This is a genomic window from Pedobacter sp. Leaf176, from assembly GCF_001424305.1.
Lineage (GTDB): Bacteria > Bacteroidota > Bacteroidia > Sphingobacteriales > Sphingobacteriaceae > Pedobacter.
The window spans coordinates 127,092-146,356 of record NZ_LMPD01000004.1; the positions used below are offsets into that span (position 1 = coordinate 127,092).

A 19,265-nucleotide genomic window follows, 5' to 3' on the forward strand; every position below is an offset into this window, starting at 1 on the left:
GACAAATTTTGGCATTTTAATATTCTTCCGGTCTGGTATCAATTGCTTTTTCAGTGTTGCCGAAATTAGAAATACGCTCCATCAATCCTATGTTTTCTTTTTCTTCCAGAAGGTTGAAGTAAATTAACGCAACTGTAACCATCGGGATAATTGTAAATGCCTGACAAAGGTATTGAAGTACGGTGGTGAGCATGGTAAACATTAAAGACATTTCTGGTCTACTATGTGAGAAAAGCCCTATCATACTTAGTAATGTTGTGGGTAACACGACAACCGTCATGCAGGCGTAAACTATAATATAAACAACAATCAGAGTTCCAAAGGTTAACCAGAAATTATCCTTAATTAACATAAAGCTTCTGTTAAACGAGTAACCGAAACTTCCGTTTTCCATTATCATTATCGGAAATACAACTGAAGTAAATGGAATAAGCCACAAGCCTGGTAACAAGCAGAATAGCAAACCAACACCAATCATTAAAGATAGCAATAATGAACTTCCAAACACCTTTAAAAAGTAATTTTTAAAATAAGCCCAGACTTCATCTGTTGTAGGTGTTTGATTTCCTTTTTGAATGTATATTGCAATATAGGATAAAATTGCAACCGCTGTGCTTGCATAACCAGCGAGCGAAAACAGAATGGCGAGAATGTATTCAAAACCAAAGCGATCGGTAAAGCTTATATTTCTTCCACCTGAATTAATATCCGTGCCGTTAAACATATTTACCGTTTTGTATTGCTGTAAAAGCATGGAAAGCATTCCACCTAAAACAAAAAGTCCACAAAATATAAGGTATGTGGTCATCAGCGATTTAAAATTCTGGCGGATGAATGTAAATGTGTCATTTATAATCTGACCGAAATCCCTTCGTTTTTTAAATTCTATTTTTAAAAGCATTTTGTTTAAGATGAGTGGTTTTGTCTGTTAATTTTAATTGGATAAATAAATACGTACCAAATAATAAATGCAGCCGAACTGAGCAGGATGAGCCCGCTTAAAATCATAGGCATTTCTGTATGGCGGGTTATAAAACTTTCTAAAAAAGCAGCGACAATGAAAATTGGTAATAGCCCTAAAACTATTTTCAACCCGTTTTTTGCACCTTTTAAAACGGAAGCCTTTCTGGTGTAAGTCTTCGGGAATAATAGGCTGTTGCCTAAAACTAAACCGGCAGCGCCCGCCAATACGATTGCGGAGATTTCGAGCGTACCATGGATCCAGATGACTAAAACCGATTGCAAGCCCAGGCCTTTGCTAAAGAAAAAATATTGAAATGAACCCAGCATTATCCCATTCCTAAACAATGAAACGACTGAGCCAAATGAGAATAGAATACCTAAAACAAATGTGTAAAATGAAACAAAAATATTGTTGCCTGCAATTTGAATAAACATGAGAATGGGATTTTCACGTTTGTAAACACCGAATGGGTCGCCTTTGGAGATGTTATCATTCGTCATATTTACGTAGCCGTCGCCTAAAATTAAACGAATAAAAGTATCGTCATATTTAGCAGAGACGGCTCCAATAGCACATGAAACTAAAAAAAAGGCAAGCGAGTAGATAATCTTTCGTCTGTGTTCGAAAAAAAGGAATGGCAATTCGATTTTCCAGAAATTGACAAATCGATTCGATTTTTCTTTCTTGTTTTTGTAAACCGATTGATGAAGTTTTGAAGCTAAGCCATTTAGATAAGCAGTAGTTTTTGAGTTTGGATAAAAAGTTTTTGAGTAAGCTAAATCGTTAGTTATTTCAATAAACCGGTCTGCAAGTTCATCAGGATTTGACAGGCGCATTTCATCAAAGCGTTTCCACTTTTCAGTATTCTGTTTTACAAATAAGGCTTCTCTCATTTATTACTCAAATCTTTGGTTAAAATAGTTAATTTTTACTGGATACAAAAGATAGCATTTAAAGTTCGCGGGAAAATTTTTGGCTTTGGGCACACTTCGTTTATGACTAAAAAAAATTAAGTTTGAAATATGGAAACCATAAAAATTAGCACGGCTCAAAATGTAGATATTGATTATGAAGTAGCTGGTTTGGGCGAGAGAATTGTAGCCAGGATAATTGATTTAGGCGGATTCATCCTGCTATATATCATTGCTGTAATCCTGATGCTCGTGGCATCGATTAGTCGATCGGAAACATTAATTATTGTTTTAGTTGTGCTTTATGCCGTTATTTTTCTGTTCTATGATTTAGTTTGCGAAATATTTATGGATGGGCAAACCTTTGGTAAGAAAATAATGAAGATTAAGGTGATTAGTTTAGATGGAGGGCAACCGACTTTTGGACAATACCTGATGAGGTGGATATTTAGAATTGTTGATTTCGGTGTTTTCTTCGGCTGGGGGGTTGTCGCATTAATTTGTGTTGCCTCGTCTAAAAATCATCAAAGGCTTGGTGATATGCTGGCCAGAACTACACTCATCAAAACAGTTCCAAGAACGCAAATCGAGAACGTTGCATTTAACGTTAATTTACCCGAAGATTATCAGCCGGTTTTTAAAGAAGTCATTCATCTAAACGATGGTGCGGTGGAGTTAATTTACGAAGTGTTAACAGGTTTTTATCAGACAGGAAATCCGCAGTTAATTTATTCGATGGCAGGGAAAATAAAAGAATACATTACGCCCGCAATTCCCGAAGGCATGAATGATCTGCAGTTCTTAGAAACAGTTATGAAAGATTATAACTACCTAACAGCCACTTCGGCACTTTGATTTTCATATAATTTAGCCTCTTGAGAAAACTGTTGATTATTATTTTACAACGTCCATGATTTTCGGAGAAATTGCATTAACCCAGTTGGCATACATTTTTCCACTAGGGTGTAATCCATCGCTGGCAATTAATGAAACATTATTTGCAGCAGTTCTTGAATCTGGTGTTATGTTGGTAAAACTTACGCCTGCGCCAGTTGTAATTTGCTCTGCTGCGGCATTAAAGGCATCAATTTCCAAGGCAATGGTTTGAGCACTTTTCGAATAATTTTTGGCAAAGGGCGTTACACCCCAATCGGGAATAGAAATAACAAAAACCCTGGCCTTTCTTCCTCCGGCGAAACCGATTGCGGTTTGCAGTAATTCTGAAAATTCTTTTTTGTAGGTATCCAATGGGTAGCCACGATATTGATTATTAACTCCAATTAACAATGTAACGAAATCAAATTTCTGCGTAATTTTTGCTTGTGTAACAGCGCCCTGAAGTTCGTCGGTAGTCCAGCCGGTAACAGCAATAATTTTTGGATCTTCAACATTACGTCCGTTCTTTTTTAAAATAGCCTGAAGCTGGTATGGGAAAGATTCTGCCTGCGTAACGGATGCGCCAATGGTGTAAGAATCGCCTAATGCAAGGTAAGTATAGCTTCCGCCGGTACTGGAAGTGGCAGAATTTGTATCAGTTGTAGCAGCATCAGGCATATTTTTCTCTTTAGTGCAGCCCGAAGATAGTAAAGAAAATAAAGCGATGCAGAATAAAAATTTCATACCTGATTTACGCAAAAAACTTGTGGGTAGATTTTAAATCAAATCCATTTTAAATAAAGCGGCGATGTGATTTTTAAGCTTTTCTTTAACCTCTCCGATATCGGGCTTAAAGCCAAGTTCTTTTTCTAAAGAAGTTACCGCTTTATCGTCAATTCCGCAGGGTATAATGTTTTTAAAATAATCTAAATCTACATTAACATTGAAAGCAAAACCATGCATGGTTACCCAGCGACTGCAGCGAACACCCATCGCGCAAATTTTTCGTGCTTTTTGGTTGTCTGCATCCAGCCAAACCCCTGTGTAACCAGGATAACGGCCCGATTCTATTCCGTAATCTTTTAAAGTAAGCATTACAGCTTCTTCTAAAGTGCGGAGGTATAAATGAATATCGGTAAAAAAATTGTCTAAATCTAAAATTGGGTAGCCAACAATTTGGCCCGGGCCATGATAGGTAATATCACCGCCCCTGTTAATTTTATAATAGCTTGCCTGCTTATTCTTAAGTCCTTGCTCATCCAATAGCAAATTTTCGGGATGACCACTTTTACCTAAAGTATAAACGTGTGGGTGCTCGTTAAAAATCAAGTAATTAGGTGTAGGAAAACGTGTCCCGTTAAGCCTGTTTTCGGTTTTAATGGCCACAGTTTTATTGAGTAAATCTTCTTGTCTGGCCCAGGCTTCCTGATAATCGGTTAAACCCCAGTCAATAAATTGCGTCCTGACGTTTTTTTCGTCAACAACCGGTGCAATATGCTCCTGGTTAATTTCGCTCTGCCTATCGTTGATCATCTGTTTTGTCTTTTATATCGGTGCCTGTACGTAACCAAGCATGTAGCCGTCTTTGGTCTTAAAGTAGTTCACAGTCAATGCTCTTGTGCCTGATGGCAATTCAACAATTGCATTTAAACTTCCTTCATTTTTAAGTTTGAAAGGTTTAATGTGAATATGTTGCCTAAATTCAAGTCCTTTTTTGCCGTGCCACTTATAAATGGCCTCCTTGGCGCACCAGCAAACATATAAACCTTCGATATTATCGCCTATTTGCTTTTGAGCAAGTTCGATATCATTTAAAAACTTATGCTTAATACTTTTTATTTTATGTTTAATCAGTTCGATATCTACGCCAACTGCATGATCTTTACTAATCATAACTGCGGCGTAATCGTAAGAATGACTTAGTGATATTTTGTAATCGAAGTTGGTGAGAAAAGGCTTCCCATCTTCATCAAACTGGCAGTCTATATATTCTTCGGTATTGAGTAAGGTTCTCAATAAAAGCCTTGTACTTAGCCAATGAAGCAACCTTTTCCCGTTATTAAATGACGTAATGATATCCCACTCATGCTGCTTGAGTTGTAAGCCGGCAAGAAGTTCAGCCTCAGTTTCTTCAATCTTCCAAATTGCCAGAACCGAATGCTCATCGATGTTTTTATTATAAATTACTGGCATTTATAAAATTGAGATTTGCATGCAAAATTATCTTAAATAAATGATAATTTAGGCCAAAAATACGCATAAAAATGATATTATCAGATAAAAGGATTTTGGAGGAAATTGATAAGGGAACAATTATAATCGAGCCCTTTGACAGAACTTGTCTGGGTACAAACTCCTACGACGTCCACTTAGGGAAATACCTCGCGACGTACAAAAACCGTGTACTCGATGCCAAGAAACATAATGAAATTGATCATTTCGAAATTCCAAAAGATGGTTTTGTGCTTCAGCCAGGCACGTTATATTTAGGCGTAACTTTAGAATACACAGAAACCCATAGGCATGTTCCTTTTTTGGAAGGTAAAAGCAGTACAGGACGTTTAGGTATTGATATTCACGCTACTGCGGGGAAAGGTGATGTAGGCTTTTGCAATACCTGGACATTGGAAATTTCGGTAGCGCAACCGGTAAAGATTTATGCCGGCATGCCAATAGGGCAGTTAATATACTTTGTTGTTGAGGGAAATATTGAGACCATGTACAATACAAAAGGGAATGCCAAATACAATAATAAAACAACAAAACCGGTTGAAAGTATGATGTGGAAGAATACATTCTAACTTAAATAATTCATTTGATCTTCATACAAATATGCCTCAGTTTTTGTAACTTGAGGCATATTTATTTACACACATCAAATGAAAATCAAAATTTCGCTTGCTCTAAGTTTTCTGGCTGTGCTCATAGGTTTCGCAGCTTTCAGGATTGATGACGATCCTTTTTCACAAATCATTAAAAAACTCGACGAGTATACCACCAAATTTCAACAGGAAAAAGTATATCTGCATTTGGATAAACCATATTATGCCATTGGTGATGATATCTGGTTTAAGGCCTACATAGTAAATAATAAAACACAGGCACCTTCCGAAATAAGCAAAATTCTTTACGTGGAATTAATCAACGAAAAAGATTCGTTAAAAAAGTTAATTAAACTGCCCGTTATGGGCGGAATAACGTGGGGGGATTTTAAACTAGCCGATTCATTAGGTGAAGGAAATTACAGAATCAGAGCCTATACAAATTATATGCGAAACTTCAGTACCGATTTCTTCTTTGATAAAACGATAAAAATTGGAAACAGTTGGGCTAACAAAGTTTTTACTTTTACTGACTATAAATTCAGCACGGAAAATAACTTAGAAACCGTAACGGCAACCATTCATTTTGAAGATAAAAATGGTGTAGCTTACAAAGAAAATGAAGTTAGTTATGAAACTCAACTGGATTTTAAAACTGTAGCAAAAGGGAAAACTAAAACAAATTTAAATGGTGATGCCGTAATTCGTTTTACCAATAGTCAATCTTTCGTAAACAAGAAAGGAAGGATTGTGGCGACCATTACGCTGGATAACAAACAAAAAATTGTAAAGTCAATTCCCATTACTTCAACCAGCAAAGATGTAGATGTGCAGTTTTTGCCTGAAGGCGGAACATTTGTAGAGGAACTACCTCAGAAAATTGCAATTAAAGCAGTAAACGGATCCGGAAATGGAGAAGATATTACAGGTAAAATTGTTGATGACAGCGGAGCAGAAGTCTTGAAAATAGAAACGACTTATCTGGGTATGGGTAACTTTACATTAAATACCCAACCAGGTAAGACTTATACTGCCAAAATCAATTTTAAAGATGGTTCTGAAAAGGATTTTAAACTTCCCATAGCTCAAAAAAGCGGTTATGCGCTGGCCGTAAATAATTTAGATACAGGTAAAGTTGTAGTTAAGCTTATGGCAAGTGCAAGCTTAACTAACGGCGATGAGTTACGGATTGTTGCCCAGCAAGCTGGAAATGTATATTACGTTTCTAAGGCAAAAATCGATAAACAAGTATTGTCGGCCACAATTCCCAGAAATAAACTGCCATCCGGAATTATACAATTTACATTATTCTCGTCGACTAATCAGCCTGTTGCTGAACGATTGATTTTTAATAAAAATAAAGCAGATGTAATAGACGTAAAATTAAACGCTTCTGGCGCATCAGGCTCAAGAAAAGGAAAATCGAGTTTTACATTCGATGCATCAAATAACAATAAACCTGTACTTGGGAGTTTTTCCGTTTCAGTAACAAATGCAACCAAAGTAGTGCCCGATGAAGATAATGAAAGTAACATTTTATCTAGTTTATGGTTGACGTCTGATTTAACCGGGCATGTCGAAAAACCTAACCATTATTTCCTGAACAATGATTTAAAAACTACTCGCGAACTTGATGACCTGATGTTAACGCAAGGCTGGAGAAGATTTTTGTGGAAAAATGTCATTAGCGGTGTCGGACCGACATTGACATACAAGGCGGAACAATCAACATCAATCAGTGGAACAGTTACTAAAGGCGGAAAGCCTGTTCCTAACGGTAAAGTAATGCTAATGTCTACCAAAGGTGGTTTATTTGTTATGGATACCGTAACAAATGCTGACGGGAAATTTAATTTCGATAACCTTGTATTCAATGATAGTACAAAATTTGTGGTTCAGGCAAGAACAAAGGCAGAAAGAAAATTCGTAGAAATCAAAATAGATGTTGTGCCTTACCAGATCGTAACTAAAAATAAAAATAGTGCAGACATAGAAGTAAACGTTAACAACGTTTTAATGAAGTACATTAAAGAAAGCGATAATTATTTTAATGAAATGATGCGGCTAGGACTTTTGGAAAGGACCATCAAACTTGACGAGGTGGTTGTAACTGAAAAAAGAAATCCAATAAAAAATTCATCAAACTTAAACGGAGCGGGGAATGCGGATTATGTTCTGACGGATAAAGATTTATCTAACTGTGTTCAACTTTCCCAGTGTTTAAATGGTCGTATTCCCTTTGTAATATTTAGAGCCGGCATTCCTTATTCCACTCGAAGTCCGAATACGCCAATGTCAGTTATTTTGGATGGAATGCAAGTTGAACCTGAATTTTTAGATAATTTAAATGCCCAGGATATTGAGACAATTGAAGTTTTAAGATCGATTGGTAACACTGCGATTTACGGAAGCCGGGGAGCAGGTGGTGTGTTGGTAATTACAACCAAACGCGGAGGTGGTACAGCATCTTATAATAACTATGCGCCAGGTGTGGTCGTCGTAAATCAAAAGGGATTTTCAGTTTCCCGAGAGTTTTATTCGCCAAAATATGATTCGCAAACAACCAGCAGCAAAGGAGATTACCGAAGTACAATATATTGGAATCCACAGGTTGTTGCTGTCGAAAATGGCCAAGCGAATTTTGATTTTTACAATGCGGATGAGGCTGGAACTTACCGCGTGGTAATAGAAGGAATAGATGCTGAAGGCCATTTAGCAAGAAAGATATTCACTTTTGATGTAAAATAATCATTATAATAACCAGATTTTTTTGAAGTAACTGATATATGCCTCTTGTTTTATTAACTTGAGGCATATTCATTTAAATCTAACCTCTTATGAAAAATCTAATTGCTCGCCTTGTTTTATTCTTAATTTTAATTACAACCGTCTTTGCTTTTAAAATCGACGACGATCCTTTCGCTGCAATGCTTAAAAAGCTTACCGATTATGCAGCCAATAACCCGCACGAAAAAGTATACCTGCATTTAGACAAGCCTTATTATGCTGTCGGTGATGACATCTGGTTTAAGGCCTATGCCACAAATACAACCGTTAAAGGCCTTTCTTTGATGAGTAAAATCATGTGTGTAGAATTGATTAACGAAAAAGATTCCTTGACCAGGCAATTAAAGCTGCCGCTGATGAACGGTGTTAGCTGGGGTAACATTAAAATTGCCGATAGTCTTTTAGAGGGTAACTATAGAATTCGCGCCTATACCAATTATATGAGAAATTTTGGAACAGAATTTTTCTATGACAAGACCATAAAAGTGGGCAACAGCATTTCTAACAGGGTCTTTACCAAAACCAGCTATCAATTTATCAAAGAAGCTAATGTAAATAATATAGCAGCAACCATACATTTTGAAGATAAGAATGGACTACCGTATCGTGAGGATGATATCAGTTATGAAATTCAGATTGATAATAAAACTCAAACAAGAGGAAAAGCCAAAACAGATTTAAATGGCAATGCTAAAATACTTTTTGCAGGTAATCAGTTCAATAAACAGGGTGTAATTTTAGCCACTTTACAACTTCCTGACAAGATAAAGGTCGTAAAATCCATACCAATACTTTCAACTTCCAATCAAGTTGACGTTCAGTTTTTGCCGGAAAGCGGCGTATTGTTAGAAGATTTACCACAAAAAATTGCTATAAAAGCAGTTAATTCATATGGTAAAGGCGAAGATGTAACGGGTTCCATTTTGGATGATAGCGGCAAAGTAATTACAACTTTTAAAACTGAATATTTAGGCATGGGAAGTTTTATAACCAACATGCAGCCAGGTAAAATATATCATGCTCTTATTAAGTTTAAAGACGGCTCGGAAAAGGAATTCAAATTTCCTCAGGCTAGGAAAAAAGGGTATGCAATATCGGTTGAAAATGTAAGTAACGACCAAGTTAAAGTGAAATTATTTGCTACTGAGGATGCTATAAATGGTGAAGAACTTAAAATTGTTGCACAGCAAAACGGCATTATCTACCATGTTTCCCAGGCAAAGCTAACAAAGCAGCTGTTTACAAGTTCTATTGATAGAAATAAATTGCCGATTGGTATTGTTCAGTTTACATTGTTTTCTGGTGATAATCAACCCGTGGCTGAGCGTATGATTTTTATCAAGAACCCAAACAGACAGGTTCATATTGAACTTAAATCTGATTCTGTTTCCCTTAAGAAGAAAAGCAGGTCTGTTTTCGCTTTTAATGCTTCAACAGATCAAAAACCAGCCATTGGTAGCTTTTCTGTATCGGTGGTAAATGTATCTAAAGTAACACCGGATGAGGAAAATGAAAGCAACATCCTAAGTAATTTTCTGCTTACTTCAGATCTCAAAGGTTACGTCGAAAACCCAAATCATTATTTTCTTATGGACGACGCCAAAACCAATAGAGAATTGGATAACCTGATGCTAACGCAAGGATGGAGTCGATTTGTTTGGAAAGATGTAACCAGTAATGTTTTGCCAAAAATTACCTATTCACCTGAGCAATCATTGAGCATAAGCGGAACCATCACTAAAAGAGGCAAACCCGTTGCCGGCGGCAAAGTAATGTTAATGGCAAAAGAATCGAAAGGTTTTGTACTCGATACCATTACCGATGCAAATGGCCGTTTTAGATTTGATAATTTGTTATTTAAAGACAGCACCAAATTTGTTCTGCAGGCAAGAACAAAAAATAATGATAAAAATGTGAATATCATTTTAGATCAATTCCCTAACCAGCTTATCACAACCAGTAAAAATCTTGCGGATGTTGAAGTGAACGTAAATGACGTTATTATGCCCTATATCAAGGCTAACGACAGCTATTTTGATGAAATGAGGCGTCTAGGCTTATTGGAAAAAAGCATTAAATTAAACGAAGTAAATATAGCTGGCAAAAAGAATGTGGTACCCAACTCTTCAAATTATAATGGTCCGGGTATGGCAGATTATATATTGCCTGGCGATAAAATAAAAAATTGCGTTAACTGGGATTGTGTTTGGCGTCAAATACCTGGCGTTATATCGAAAAAGGAGGTGCCTAGTTTAATACGGGGTGCATTCGGTTCAGTGAATCTATCAGCAACGCCAATGCTATATGTTATTGACGGTATCTACCCTGCGGTATTAGATGGATTAATGCCAGCAGATATTGAAAGTATAGAGCTTTTAAAAACGGTTGCACTGACAACGATTTACGGCTTAGATGCTAGTGGAGGCGTACTTGTAATTACAACCAAAAAGGGTGTCAGCGATAAATATCAGGCTGAAGGCATGCTTAGTCTAAATCCCAAAGGGATTTCTATCGCTAAAATATTTTATGTGCCCAAATATGACAATCCTGACCAATTGGACATAAATGATACAAGAAGTACCGTGTATTGGAATCCTGAAATAATTACTGATGATAAAGGTAACGGAACATTCGAATTTTATAATGCTAATGAAGCCGGGGATTATAGAATGATAATAGAAGGCATTGATTTATCTGGTCAATTGGCAAGAAAGGTTTACACTTATAGTGTTAAATAGGAAAAAATAAATAAATTTGAATTAGTATGCATGCATAACTATTGTGCTTGTTATTCCATACTCAAACTAGAAACTATTTAACATGAATACGATAAAAGTTAGTGTTACTGGACGATTGGCTACCATAACTTTAGCCAGGGGAAAATCGAACGCATTAAACCGCGAGTTGATTGCTGAGCTAGATGATATGCTGAAAAATATTGCTTCTGATGATAATATTGGAGGCGTTATTTTAACGGGTTCAGCACCATTTTTTTCTGCAGGTTTAGATTTAATAGAGCTTTACAACTATAATGAAGAAGAAGCCAGGTCTTTCTGGAAGTTATTCTTGGCGTTTACGGCTAACCTGGTTTCGTTCAGAAAACCAATAGTTGCTGCAATCAGTGGACATAGTCCGGCAGGTGGTTGTGTAATGGCTCTGGCTTGCGATTACCGCGTGATGGCAGAAGGTCAATATATTATTGGTTTGAATGAAGTTCCGGTTGGAATCATCGTTCCAAACAGTATTTTCCAACTCTATTCTTTTTGGATTGGTAAGGCCGAAGCGACACAAAGTTTGCTTACCGGAAAGTTATACAATCCTGATGAGGCTTTAAAAGTTGGTTTAATCGATGAATTGGTTAAAGGAGAAAGTTTGCTCACAGCTGCAGAGCGGAAAATTAAAAAGTTTATGGAGCTAGAAAGCAACACCTGGTCGCAAAGTAAATTAAATATTCGTCAGGAATTAATTGCTGCTGTAAGTGCAGATCAGTCGGCTACGCTCGATAAGATGCTTGAGCAGTGGTGGTCGCCAGCTACACGTCATATTTTAAAAACCATTTTGGAAAACCTTCAAAGAAAGTAATGTTCACCGTTAACAATTTCAGTTTTCAGTGGACCTACTCCAATAATTAATCAATTACCATTCAAAATCGCCAGATACTATGTTCGCCTTCAATCAACCAATGCTTAGAGACGGTGCCCTGGAAGGCAAAACCATTGTCGTTACCGGAGGTGGAACCGGCTTGGGAAAAGCTATGGGTATTTACTTTTTAAAGTTAGGTGCAAACCTTGTAATTACCAGTCGTAAGCAGGATGTTTTACAAAAAACTGCTGATGAAATGGAGGAAAAAACCGGTGGAAAGGTCCTTGCAGTCGCCTGTGATGTACGCGAAGTAGAACAGGTTGAAAATGTGCTTGCTAAAACAATCGAAAGGTTTGGGCAGGTTGATGTGCTTTTAAATAACGCTGCAGGTAACTTTATATCACCAACAGAGCGGTTATCAGCCAATGCATTTTCCTCAATTATCGATATTGTTCTCAAAGGAACAGTGAATTGTACGCTTGCTTTCGGCAAACACTGGATAAAAGAAAAACAAAGGGCAACAGTTTTAAACATCGTTACAACTTACGCTTTTACCGGATCAGCTTATGTAGTGCCATCAGCCTGTGCAAAAGGGGGCGTTTTGGCCTTAACCCGATCGCTTGCCGTTGAGTGGGGTAAATACGGTATCCGTACAAACGCAATTGCGCCAGGTCCATTTCCAACAAAAGGCGCCTGGGAAAGGCTTTTGCCCGGAGATTTGGCAAAAAAATTTGATTTCAAGAATCGTGTACCCCTAAAAAGAGTTGGCGAACATCAGGAACTCGCCAATCTGGCTGCATTTTTAGTAAGCGATTTTTCGGGTTACATCAATGGGGAAATCGTTACTATTGACGGGGGAGAATGGTTGCAAGGTGCTGGGCAAATGAACGGGTTAGAAGCAATTCCCAGCGAGATGTGGGATATGTTGGAACAAATGACAAGAAGCGCAAAAGGTAGCTAAACCTTGATGTCTTGCGACTTGATACTCGCTACTTTATAGTAAAATATTATCTTTGCCCATATGAATATCTTATTATTAGGTTCAGGTGGCAGGGAAAGTGCATTCGCCTGGAAAATAAGCCAGTCTCCGCTATGTCATAAATTAATTATTGCTCCCGGAAATGGTGGTACAGGCGCTTTTGGTACCAACATCAACATCAATGTAAACGATTTTGATTCCATCAGGAAAATTGTCCTTGCTGAGAACATTGAAATGGTTGTTGTCGGTCCTGAAGAACCCTTAGTAAACGGCATTCACGATTTTTTCCTGGCGGATAAGGCTATTGCGCATATTCCTGTAATTGGACCAAAAAAAGAAGGTGCAATTTTAGAAGGCAGCAAAGATTTTTCTAAACAATTTATGGAACGCCACGGTATTCCAACAGCGGCTTCGAAATCTTTTACACCAGAAACTTTGGAAGATGGCTTGGCTTACCTTCAAACGCACGCACTTCCAGTTGTTTTAAAAGCCGATGGTTTGGCAGCAGGTAAAGGTGTTTTAATTTGCACAGAAACCATTGAAGCTCAGGAAGAATTAAAACTGATGCTTGGAGGTAAATTTGGTGCTGCAGGTACAACTGTAGTCATCGAAGAATTTCTAAGTGGGATAGAACTCTCAGTTTTTGTTTTAACTGATGGCGAGAATTACATAACACTTCCATCGGCTAAAGACTATAAAAGAATCGGACAGGGCGATACCGGGTTAAATACCGGCGGCATGGGCTCAATTTCACCAGTCCCGTTTGCGACACCAAAGTTTCTGGCAAAAGTTCAAGAAAGAATTATTAAACCTACTGTAGATGGTTTAAAAAAGGACAATATTAATTATACAGGCTTCATCTTTTTTGGACTGATAAAGGTTGGTGAAGAGCCTTATGTAATTGAATACAACGCGCGTATGGGCGATCCGGAAACGGAAAGTGTAATTCCCAGGATTGAAAATGACCTGGTAGAATTGTTTATCGCGACGGCAAACAAGCAACTTAATCAGGTAAATTTGGTTATTTCTGATCAAACCGCGGCTACAGTAATGATTGTTGCTGGGGGTTATCCGGGTGAATATCTAAAAGGGAAAGCCATTTCAGGTATAGAAAACCTTCGCCATTCCAACGCATTCCATGCAGGTACTTTACTTGAGAACGATATTGTTAAAACCAATGGAGGTCGTGTTATCGCTATTACCAGTTTACAAAAGGATATGTTTACAGCATTACAATGTGCAACAGCTGATGCCGGTAGAATTTATTTTGATGGTAAATATTTCAGGGAAGATATTGGTTTCGATCTAATTTAATTTTAAAGCCTGCCAATTTGAAAAAGATACTTAAAAAGATTTCAGAAATAGCCATTAAACAAGGTGAATTTACTTTTACTGACGAGCAAATGAAGTCTAAATGGTTAGGAAACGAGCCAGCCTCCGCAGCTGAAATAAAACAGCTGGAAGAAAGACTACAAATCACCTTACCAAAAGATTATAAAGACTTTCTTACAATTACCAACGGCTTTGCCACACCAAATGAAAATATCGAACCATCCTTTGAATCAACGGAATATGTTGGCTTCCTGAAAGATATCGACCCTGAAGTTATAGAGATTTGGATAAACAATGATGAACTTTTAGATGTCGCAGTTAAACTGGCCCGGAGCATTGTTGTTGGCGGTCGGAATGAAGAGCAATATTTTCTCTTAGTTCCGCCATTGTTAGATGGCGGTAAATGGGAATATTGGAAATTTGCCTCCTGGATTCCCGGTGAAGACCCGTATGAAGGCATGGAAAACTATTTCATCAATGCACTTGATTTCCTAAAGTCGGCATAATAAAATGACAAAAAAATTAAAGCCCCGATTTTTATCGGGGCTTTAATTTTTTAAACGCCTTGAGTGGCAGAAATTAATTATTTTGTTTTGCTACCTAAAAGTTCTTGAAGTTTAGTTTGTAAAGCTTCTTCTCTTAAACCTTTTGCAATTATTTTACCTGTCGGATCAACTAAAAAGTTAGCAGGAATTGAGCGAATGCCATACATTACGGCAACTTCATTACTCCATCCTTGTAAATCAGAAACATGTGTCCATGTTAATTTGTCATCTTCAACTGCTTTTTTCCATGCTTCTTTAGTCGTTTTCGTTGTTCCACCATCTAAAGAAACACCTAAAACTGTAAAGCCTTTGTCTTTAAATTTGTTGTAAGCTACAACTACATTCGGGTTTTCCTGACGGCATGGGCCACACCAGGAAGCCCAGAAATCTACCAACACATACTTGCCTTTAAAATCTGATAATTTCACTGGTTTTCCATCAGGATCATTCTGAGTAAAATCCATTGCCATTACGCCTACAGCGGTTTTTTTAGATGCTTCAAAAGTCTTTGCCAGAGTTGTTCCTGTTTTTGTAGCCCTAAGTTCCGGACTTAAAGTCGGAAAAATTGCTTCAACTTGTGCAACCTGGTCAGGATCACTTGCTAACTGTGCCAAGGACATTAGGCTCACATAAGACTTTGGATTGCTTTTGGCGAATTCTAAATAAATAGGTGTAGTTTCGTCTGCCGCTTTGCCATATCTTTCTCTAATGCTTGCTACAACAGCTTTGTCTTGTTTCTGCGCTTCGCTTAGGTTTTCATATTCCGCATTTATTGCATCCAATTTGGACGTTGCAGGCTTTAAACTTGCTTTAAGTTTAGTGTTATCATTGTTTGCAGGCGTGCCTGTAACCTTAATGGATTTAATTGAGTCTGCCGAGCTTATTATAATGTTTCCCGGCTCAACATATAAACTTGCATAATCCATGTTGCGGGTATTGGTTCCTTTAACGTAAGGATTAATATTTTTAAACAAGTTTCCCATAACCGGATCGGCTGCGGTTCCTTTGAATTCAAATTTACCATTTGCAACAACGGCCGAATCGGTTTTGCGTTCGCTATTTGTGGTATAAACAAAATATATTTTGTCGCCTGTTTTTAAAGCTTTGGCATCACCCTTAATGGTAAATGGCTTTTGAGCTAATGCAGCCAATGGTAATAAGGCCATTGCAGATAAAAGTAATTTTTTCATGGTTGTAATTTAATCGTCTTTCGTAAAGATAAATATTTGTAATATCTTAATGCGTTACTTTCTGTAAAATTATGTTAACTTTTGATAGGTGCGCCACCATAAATCAGGCATATCTCCATTTATTGCAGTTTGATAGTCATCATATCTGCAGGGTACCAGGTGGTATCGCTCATTTTGAGATTGCCCCGTAGGATAAGGAACCTGCATCCACCAGCGATCTGATTTTTTACTCTTTACAAACGTCATTTCGCCCGAACCATCTTTTAAACTGGTTCTGTAGATTATGAATTGAGACTTAGGCGTTAATGGAAAATCCTTCTTGCGGGCGTAGAATCCTTCGATAAAATACCAGACCATTTGTGCCAATAGAAAGGCTGTTTGCCCGTTACGGTCATACGCAGGATTAAATTCATAGAATCCTATTGAGGTCAGCTTATCATTCATCCCGGCATAGCGGGCAATTCTACAGGCCTTTTCTCCATCAAAGCCATTAGGCGTGGTATTGGCATTTGCCACCGCATCCGCAGATCGAATAGCCCCAATGTCAAAGCTCAGCATGTTGGCATTACGGATGATGGGTTCAGTTAAAGTAATGTCCTGGGCGAATTCTCCTAGCCGGTGAACGTCAAAATAAAGCTTATCCATTACGCTTAAACTTTCCTGATTTACAAAATAAGTTTGATAACCAATATTGCTGAAATTGAAAAGATAGTTAGGCTGATGGAGGAAGATTTTATTCAGGTAACAATCAGAACGTGTTGCAATGCCATCATGATTATCATCATCAATGTCAAATTGATTATCCACAATAACCAAATCGACTTTCTGCTCTAAATTTTCATAACCCATATACTGGGCATAAGTTATATCCTGACCACCCCCTATAATTATTGGAATGATGTCGTTTTTTATCAATTCGCTTACGGCCATCTTAACTGCAATGTAAGTGTCGGCAAGGGTTGCACCCGGGCGTATATTCCCCAAATCTACTAAACGGCTCACAAAAGCTCCTTCATTTAGCTTGTAGAACTTTTCCCGAAAATAATCCGGACCAAGTCCGCAACCCTCATTGTTTATCGCGCTGCGTCCGTCAAGTACACCAAAAATGGCAATGTCGAATTTGGTTTCCTCCAAATCGGGAAATGTTTCTATGTAAAATTGTGTCTTTAAACCCAATTGACTGGTGTAAAAACCATCTTTTGGTGTAAACTGTTCGGCATTTAAGGGTGAAAAAAAATCGGTTAATGACATATATTTAAAACTATCGCTTCAAATATCTATTTTTGAATGCGTATTTTCATCTATAGCCTGAAAAAAATAAATGATACTGGTAACCGGAGGCACGGGATTTTTAGGATCTGAATTAATAAAACAGTTAACGGATAGTGGTTTAGCTGTTCGGGCATTAAGGAGAGCAACTTCGAAAGTTCCGTTAATCATCCAAAATAATAAGCTGGTCGATTGGTTCGAAGCCGATATTAATGAGCCTGCAACACTCGATGAGGCTTTTATGGGCATTACCAAAGTGTTTCACTGCGCAGCATTCGTTTCCCTAAATCCGAAGGATAAAAAGCAACTTTTTCATGTTAATATCGATGGCACATCCAATATTGTTAACCTTTGCATAGAAAAAAACTGCCGCTTGTTGCATGTAAGTTCTGTTGCTGCTTTAGGCGACGCTAAAAAAGGTAAGCAGATTACAGAGAAAGACTTTTGGGAGTATGATTCAAAAGCCCATGCCTATGGCTTGTCGAAATATGAATCAGAAATGGAAGTTTGGCGCGGCATTACTGAAGGTTTGAATGCAATAATTGTAAATCCATCAATAATTATTGGAAAAAATGCAGGTTTTGAAGGAAGTGGTGCAATTTTTAAGTTGATAAAAGGCGGCTTTCCTTTCTACACCGACGGTGCTTCTGGCTTTGTTGATGTAGAAGATGTTGCAAAAGCCATGATACTCTTGATGGAAAATCTAACTGTGGGAGAACGATATATTATTTCTTCAGATAATTACCACTATAAAGATTTATTTGCAGCAATCGCAAAAGGTTTTAATGTTGAAGCACCAAAAAAGGAAGCCAAAGCATGGATGCTTGGAATTGCATGGAGGGCGCTGAAGTTCTTTTCAGTCTTTACTGGCAAACAACCCTCAATTACAAAAGATACTGCATCAAGTAGTTTATCGTTAAGTTATTACAGCAACGAAAAAGTAATTGCAGCAACTGGCATCCAGTTTAAACCAATTAATCAGAGCATCCGGGAGATTACAGCTGAGCTGGCCTAATGCATTAGTAGTAGCGTTAAAACAATTAATAGTTTTTTATAGAAAATGAAGGTTATGAAAAAAAGTATTCTTGCAACAAAGTAAGTTTTAATAAATATCAGCAGTCTGCTTTCATCTTGGAAAATTCTCTTAAAAGCAATAAATAGATATGGTATCCAGTAGAGCATATGTACTAATTCAAATTTCGAACCGAAGAAAAATTCTGTAACTGGCCTTACCTCTTCATGGTACAACAGCCAGGTAAACGGCTGAAAAACATTTATTTCATACCTGTATCTAAAAATCGATAACACTGAAAAAACAATCAATTGAAAAGATACGAAATGAGCGGTAAAAACCAGGGCATTTGAGAAATACTTAAACCTGTTCTTGAAAAATAAATAAATTGCTGTTCCTGAAAACGGTATTAGCAATATAATAAAGGATTTGCTGTATATATAACTATTTAACCAAAACCTATTAGCAAACTCATTAACATTTATCCCAAAATGTTCCAGTTTGATGTCTTTTAAAACGCCTATCTGTTTCACAATCCAGTTATCCAAAGGACTAAGCCATTTAAAAATGTAATAACTACTAATTGCGCCAAATTTTTCATCACCAATATTCGGCGTGTAATCGGTTACCCCAATTATATGCGTGATAAAGAAAAACAAAACGTTGGCAAGCAAAAATATTTGCATGGGCTTGGCATATTTAACCCTGATGCCCTGCATATTTTGTTGTGTCAGAAAGCCTGGTTTCGTAAAAATGTACTTTATCGAACGGACAAACTTGCCGTCAAAATGCGTAAAGATATCTACAGTTTGTTCTATAAATTTTTTGATGGTATAATCTTTCTCATGAAATACTTTTTCACCGCAGTTGTGGCAAAACTTACCTTCAAACTTAGTTTTACAGGAAGGACAGGTATTCACCTCATGATTATTATCTTTGCGCATATTAGAAACAAATATATAATTTCAGCTCGACAGTTTATAGCTCCGATTAACA

Annotated in this window: 17 protein-coding genes; 9 read left to right on the plus strand and 8 right to left on the minus strand. The window is 37.4% G+C overall.

The annotated features are described in order from the left end of the window. Positions 1 to 16: 16 nt before the first annotated feature. Together ASF92_RS13065 and ASF92_RS13070 are read right to left on the minus strand one after the other, a co-directional pair. Entirely contained in the window at positions 17 to 901 is an 885-nt protein-coding gene (locus tag ASF92_RS13065) for a hypothetical protein (protein ID WP_056093645.1), read from the minus strand. 5 nt (positions 902 to 906) lie between these two features. Further along, positions 907 to 1,857: a stage II sporulation protein M gene (locus ASF92_RS13070; protein WP_056093648.1), complete on the minus strand. Its 951-nt coding sequence runs from the start codon at positions 1,855 to 1,857 to the stop codon at positions 907 to 909. 129 nt (positions 1,858 to 1,986) lie between these two features. Here ASF92_RS13070 and ASF92_RS13075 point away from each other — a divergent pair, with 129 nt between their 5' ends. Next, entirely contained in the window at positions 1,987 to 2,730 is a 744-nt protein-coding gene (locus ASF92_RS13075) for an RDD family protein (protein WP_056093651.1), read from the plus strand. Positions 2,731 to 2,769: 39 nt separating this feature from the next. Here the strand turns inward: ASF92_RS13075 and ASF92_RS13080 are convergent, their stop codons facing one another. The 3 genes from ASF92_RS13080 to ASF92_RS13090 are packed head-to-tail and all read right to left on the minus strand — an operon-like array spanning position 2,770 to position 4,944. After that, positions 2,770 to 3,495 (minus strand): SGNH/GDSL hydrolase family protein, encoded by a 726-nt coding sequence (locus ASF92_RS13080; RefSeq protein ID WP_082489558.1) that lies wholly within the window; start codon positions 3,493 to 3,495, stop codon positions 2,770 to 2,772. Positions 3,496 to 3,528: 33 nt separating this feature from the next. Next, a complete protein-coding gene (lipB, locus tag ASF92_RS13085) occupies positions 3,529 to 4,284 on the minus strand; it encodes a lipoyl(octanoyl) transferase LipB (RefSeq protein WP_082489559.1) in 756 nt (251 codons plus the stop codon). 12 nt (positions 4,285 to 4,296) lie between these two features. Beyond that, a complete protein-coding gene (locus tag ASF92_RS13090) occupies positions 4,297 to 4,944 on the minus strand; it encodes a 4'-phosphopantetheinyl transferase superfamily protein (protein ID WP_056093654.1) in 648 nt (215 codons plus the stop codon). A gap of 71 nt (positions 4,945 to 5,015) precedes the next feature. On the opposite strand from ASF92_RS13090, the gene dcd reads away from it, so the two are divergent. From dcd to ASF92_RS13125, 7 genes are all read left to right on the plus strand, one after another. Further along, positions 5,016 to 5,552, plus strand: coding sequence for a dCTP deaminase (gene dcd / locus ASF92_RS13095; protein WP_056093658.1), 537 nt, complete (start codon positions 5,016 to 5,018; stop codon positions 5,550 to 5,552). 78 nt (positions 5,553 to 5,630) lie between these two features. Further along, positions 5,631 to 8,321: a TonB-dependent receptor plug domain-containing protein gene (locus ASF92_RS13100; protein ID WP_056093661.1), complete on the plus strand. Its 2,691-nt coding sequence runs from the start codon at positions 5,631 to 5,633 to the stop codon at positions 8,319 to 8,321. An 89-nt stretch (positions 8,322 to 8,410) separates the two neighbouring features. Then, the gene (locus ASF92_RS13105; RefSeq protein WP_231729814.1) at positions 8,411 to 11,098 is read left to right on the plus strand and encodes a carboxypeptidase-like regulatory domain-containing protein; all 2,688 of its coding nucleotides are present in this window, start codon (positions 8,411 to 8,413) and stop codon (positions 11,096 to 11,098) included. An 82-nt stretch (positions 11,099 to 11,180) separates the two neighbouring features. Further along, entirely contained in the window at positions 11,181 to 11,942 is a 762-nt protein-coding gene (locus ASF92_RS13110) for an enoyl-CoA hydratase/isomerase family protein (protein WP_056093664.1), read from the plus strand. 79 nt (positions 11,943 to 12,021) lie between these two features. Next, positions 12,022 to 12,903: an SDR family oxidoreductase gene (locus ASF92_RS13115; RefSeq protein ID WP_056093666.1), complete on the plus strand. Its 882-nt coding sequence runs from the start codon at positions 12,022 to 12,024 to the stop codon at positions 12,901 to 12,903. 60 nt (positions 12,904 to 12,963) lie between these two features. Beyond that, positions 12,964 to 14,235 (plus strand): phosphoribosylamine--glycine ligase, encoded by a 1,272-nt coding sequence (gene purD / locus ASF92_RS13120; protein ID WP_056093669.1) that lies wholly within the window; start codon positions 12,964 to 12,966, stop codon positions 14,233 to 14,235. A gap of 17 nt (positions 14,236 to 14,252) precedes the next feature. Beyond that, complete coding sequence (locus ASF92_RS13125) at positions 14,253 to 14,759, plus strand: SMI1/KNR4 family protein (RefSeq protein WP_056093671.1); 507 nt, start codon at positions 14,253 to 14,255, stop codon at positions 14,757 to 14,759. Between the two features lie 77 nt (positions 14,760 to 14,836). Here the strand turns inward: ASF92_RS13125 and ASF92_RS13130 are convergent, their stop codons facing one another. After that, positions 14,837 to 15,988: an AhpC/TSA family protein gene (locus ASF92_RS13130; RefSeq protein WP_056093673.1), complete on the minus strand. Its 1,152-nt coding sequence runs from the start codon at positions 15,986 to 15,988 to the stop codon at positions 14,837 to 14,839. Positions 15,989 to 16,057: 69 nt separating this feature from the next. Then, positions 16,058 to 17,239, minus strand: a complete 1,182-nt coding sequence (locus ASF92_RS13135; protein ID WP_056093675.1) for a formimidoylglutamase — start codon at positions 17,237 to 17,239, stop codon at positions 16,058 to 16,060. A 70-nt stretch (positions 17,240 to 17,309) separates the two neighbouring features. On the opposite strand from ASF92_RS13135, the gene ASF92_RS13140 reads away from it, so the two are divergent. After that, positions 17,310 to 18,272: an NAD-dependent epimerase/dehydratase family protein gene (locus ASF92_RS13140; RefSeq protein ID WP_056093678.1), complete on the plus strand. Its 963-nt coding sequence runs from the start codon at positions 17,310 to 17,312 to the stop codon at positions 18,270 to 18,272. On the opposite strand, the gene ASF92_RS13145 is transcribed toward ASF92_RS13140, so the two are convergent. Beyond that, complete coding sequence (locus tag ASF92_RS13145) at positions 18,269 to 19,213, minus strand: DUF3667 domain-containing protein (RefSeq protein ID WP_056093680.1); 945 nt, start codon at positions 19,211 to 19,213, stop codon at positions 18,269 to 18,271. The genes ASF92_RS13140 and ASF92_RS13145 overlap by 4 nt on opposite strands. Positions 19,214 to 19,265: the final 52 nt, after the last annotated feature.

What these genes read in the sequence shown, in the direction of transcription:
- ASF92_RS13065 (WP_056093645.1), bottom strand. Translation starts at nt 901, where the DNA reads ATGCTTTTAAAAATAGAATTTAAAAAACGAAGGGATTTCGGTCAGATT.
- ASF92_RS13070 (WP_056093648.1), bottom strand. Translation starts at nt 1,857, where the DNA reads ATGAGAGAAGCCTTATTTGTAAAACAGAATACTGAAAAGTGGAAACGC.
- ASF92_RS13075 (WP_056093651.1), top strand. Translation starts at nt 1,987, where the DNA reads ATGGAAACCATAAAAATTAGCACGGCTCAAAATGTAGATATTGATTAT.
- ASF92_RS13080 (WP_082489558.1), bottom strand. Translation starts at nt 3,495, where the DNA reads ATGAAATTTTTATTCTGCATCGCTTTATTTTCTTTACTATCTTCGGGC.
- lipB (WP_082489559.1), bottom strand. Translation starts at nt 4,284, where the DNA reads ATGATCAACGATAGGCAGAGCGAAATTAACCAGGAGCATATTGCACCG.
- ASF92_RS13090 (WP_056093654.1), bottom strand. Translation starts at nt 4,944, where the DNA reads ATGCCAGTAATTTATAATAAAAACATCGATGAGCATTCGGTTCTGGCA.
- dcd (WP_056093658.1), top strand. Translation starts at nt 5,016, where the DNA reads ATGATATTATCAGATAAAAGGATTTTGGAGGAAATTGATAAGGGAACA.
- ASF92_RS13100 (WP_056093661.1), top strand. Translation starts at nt 5,631, where the DNA reads ATGAAAATCAAAATTTCGCTTGCTCTAAGTTTTCTGGCTGTGCTCATA.
- ASF92_RS13105 (WP_231729814.1), top strand. Translation starts at nt 8,411, where the DNA reads ATGAAAAATCTAATTGCTCGCCTTGTTTTATTCTTAATTTTAATTACA.
- ASF92_RS13110 (WP_056093664.1), top strand. Translation starts at nt 11,181, where the DNA reads ATGAATACGATAAAAGTTAGTGTTACTGGACGATTGGCTACCATAACT.
- ASF92_RS13115 (WP_056093666.1), top strand. Translation starts at nt 12,022, where the DNA reads ATGTTCGCCTTCAATCAACCAATGCTTAGAGACGGTGCCCTGGAAGGC.
- purD (WP_056093669.1), top strand. Translation starts at nt 12,964, where the DNA reads ATGAATATCTTATTATTAGGTTCAGGTGGCAGGGAAAGTGCATTCGCC.
- ASF92_RS13130 (WP_056093673.1), bottom strand. Translation starts at nt 15,988, where the DNA reads ATGAAAAAATTACTTTTATCTGCAATGGCCTTATTACCATTGGCTGCA.
- ASF92_RS13135 (WP_056093675.1), bottom strand. Translation starts at nt 17,239, where the DNA reads ATGTCATTAACCGATTTTTTTTCACCCTTAAATGCCGAACAGTTTACA.
- ASF92_RS13140 (WP_056093678.1), top strand. Translation starts at nt 17,310, where the DNA reads ATGATACTGGTAACCGGAGGCACGGGATTTTTAGGATCTGAATTAATA.
- ASF92_RS13145 (WP_056093680.1), bottom strand. Translation starts at nt 19,213, where the DNA reads ATGCGCAAAGATAATAATCATGAGGTGAATACCTGTCCTTCCTGTAAA.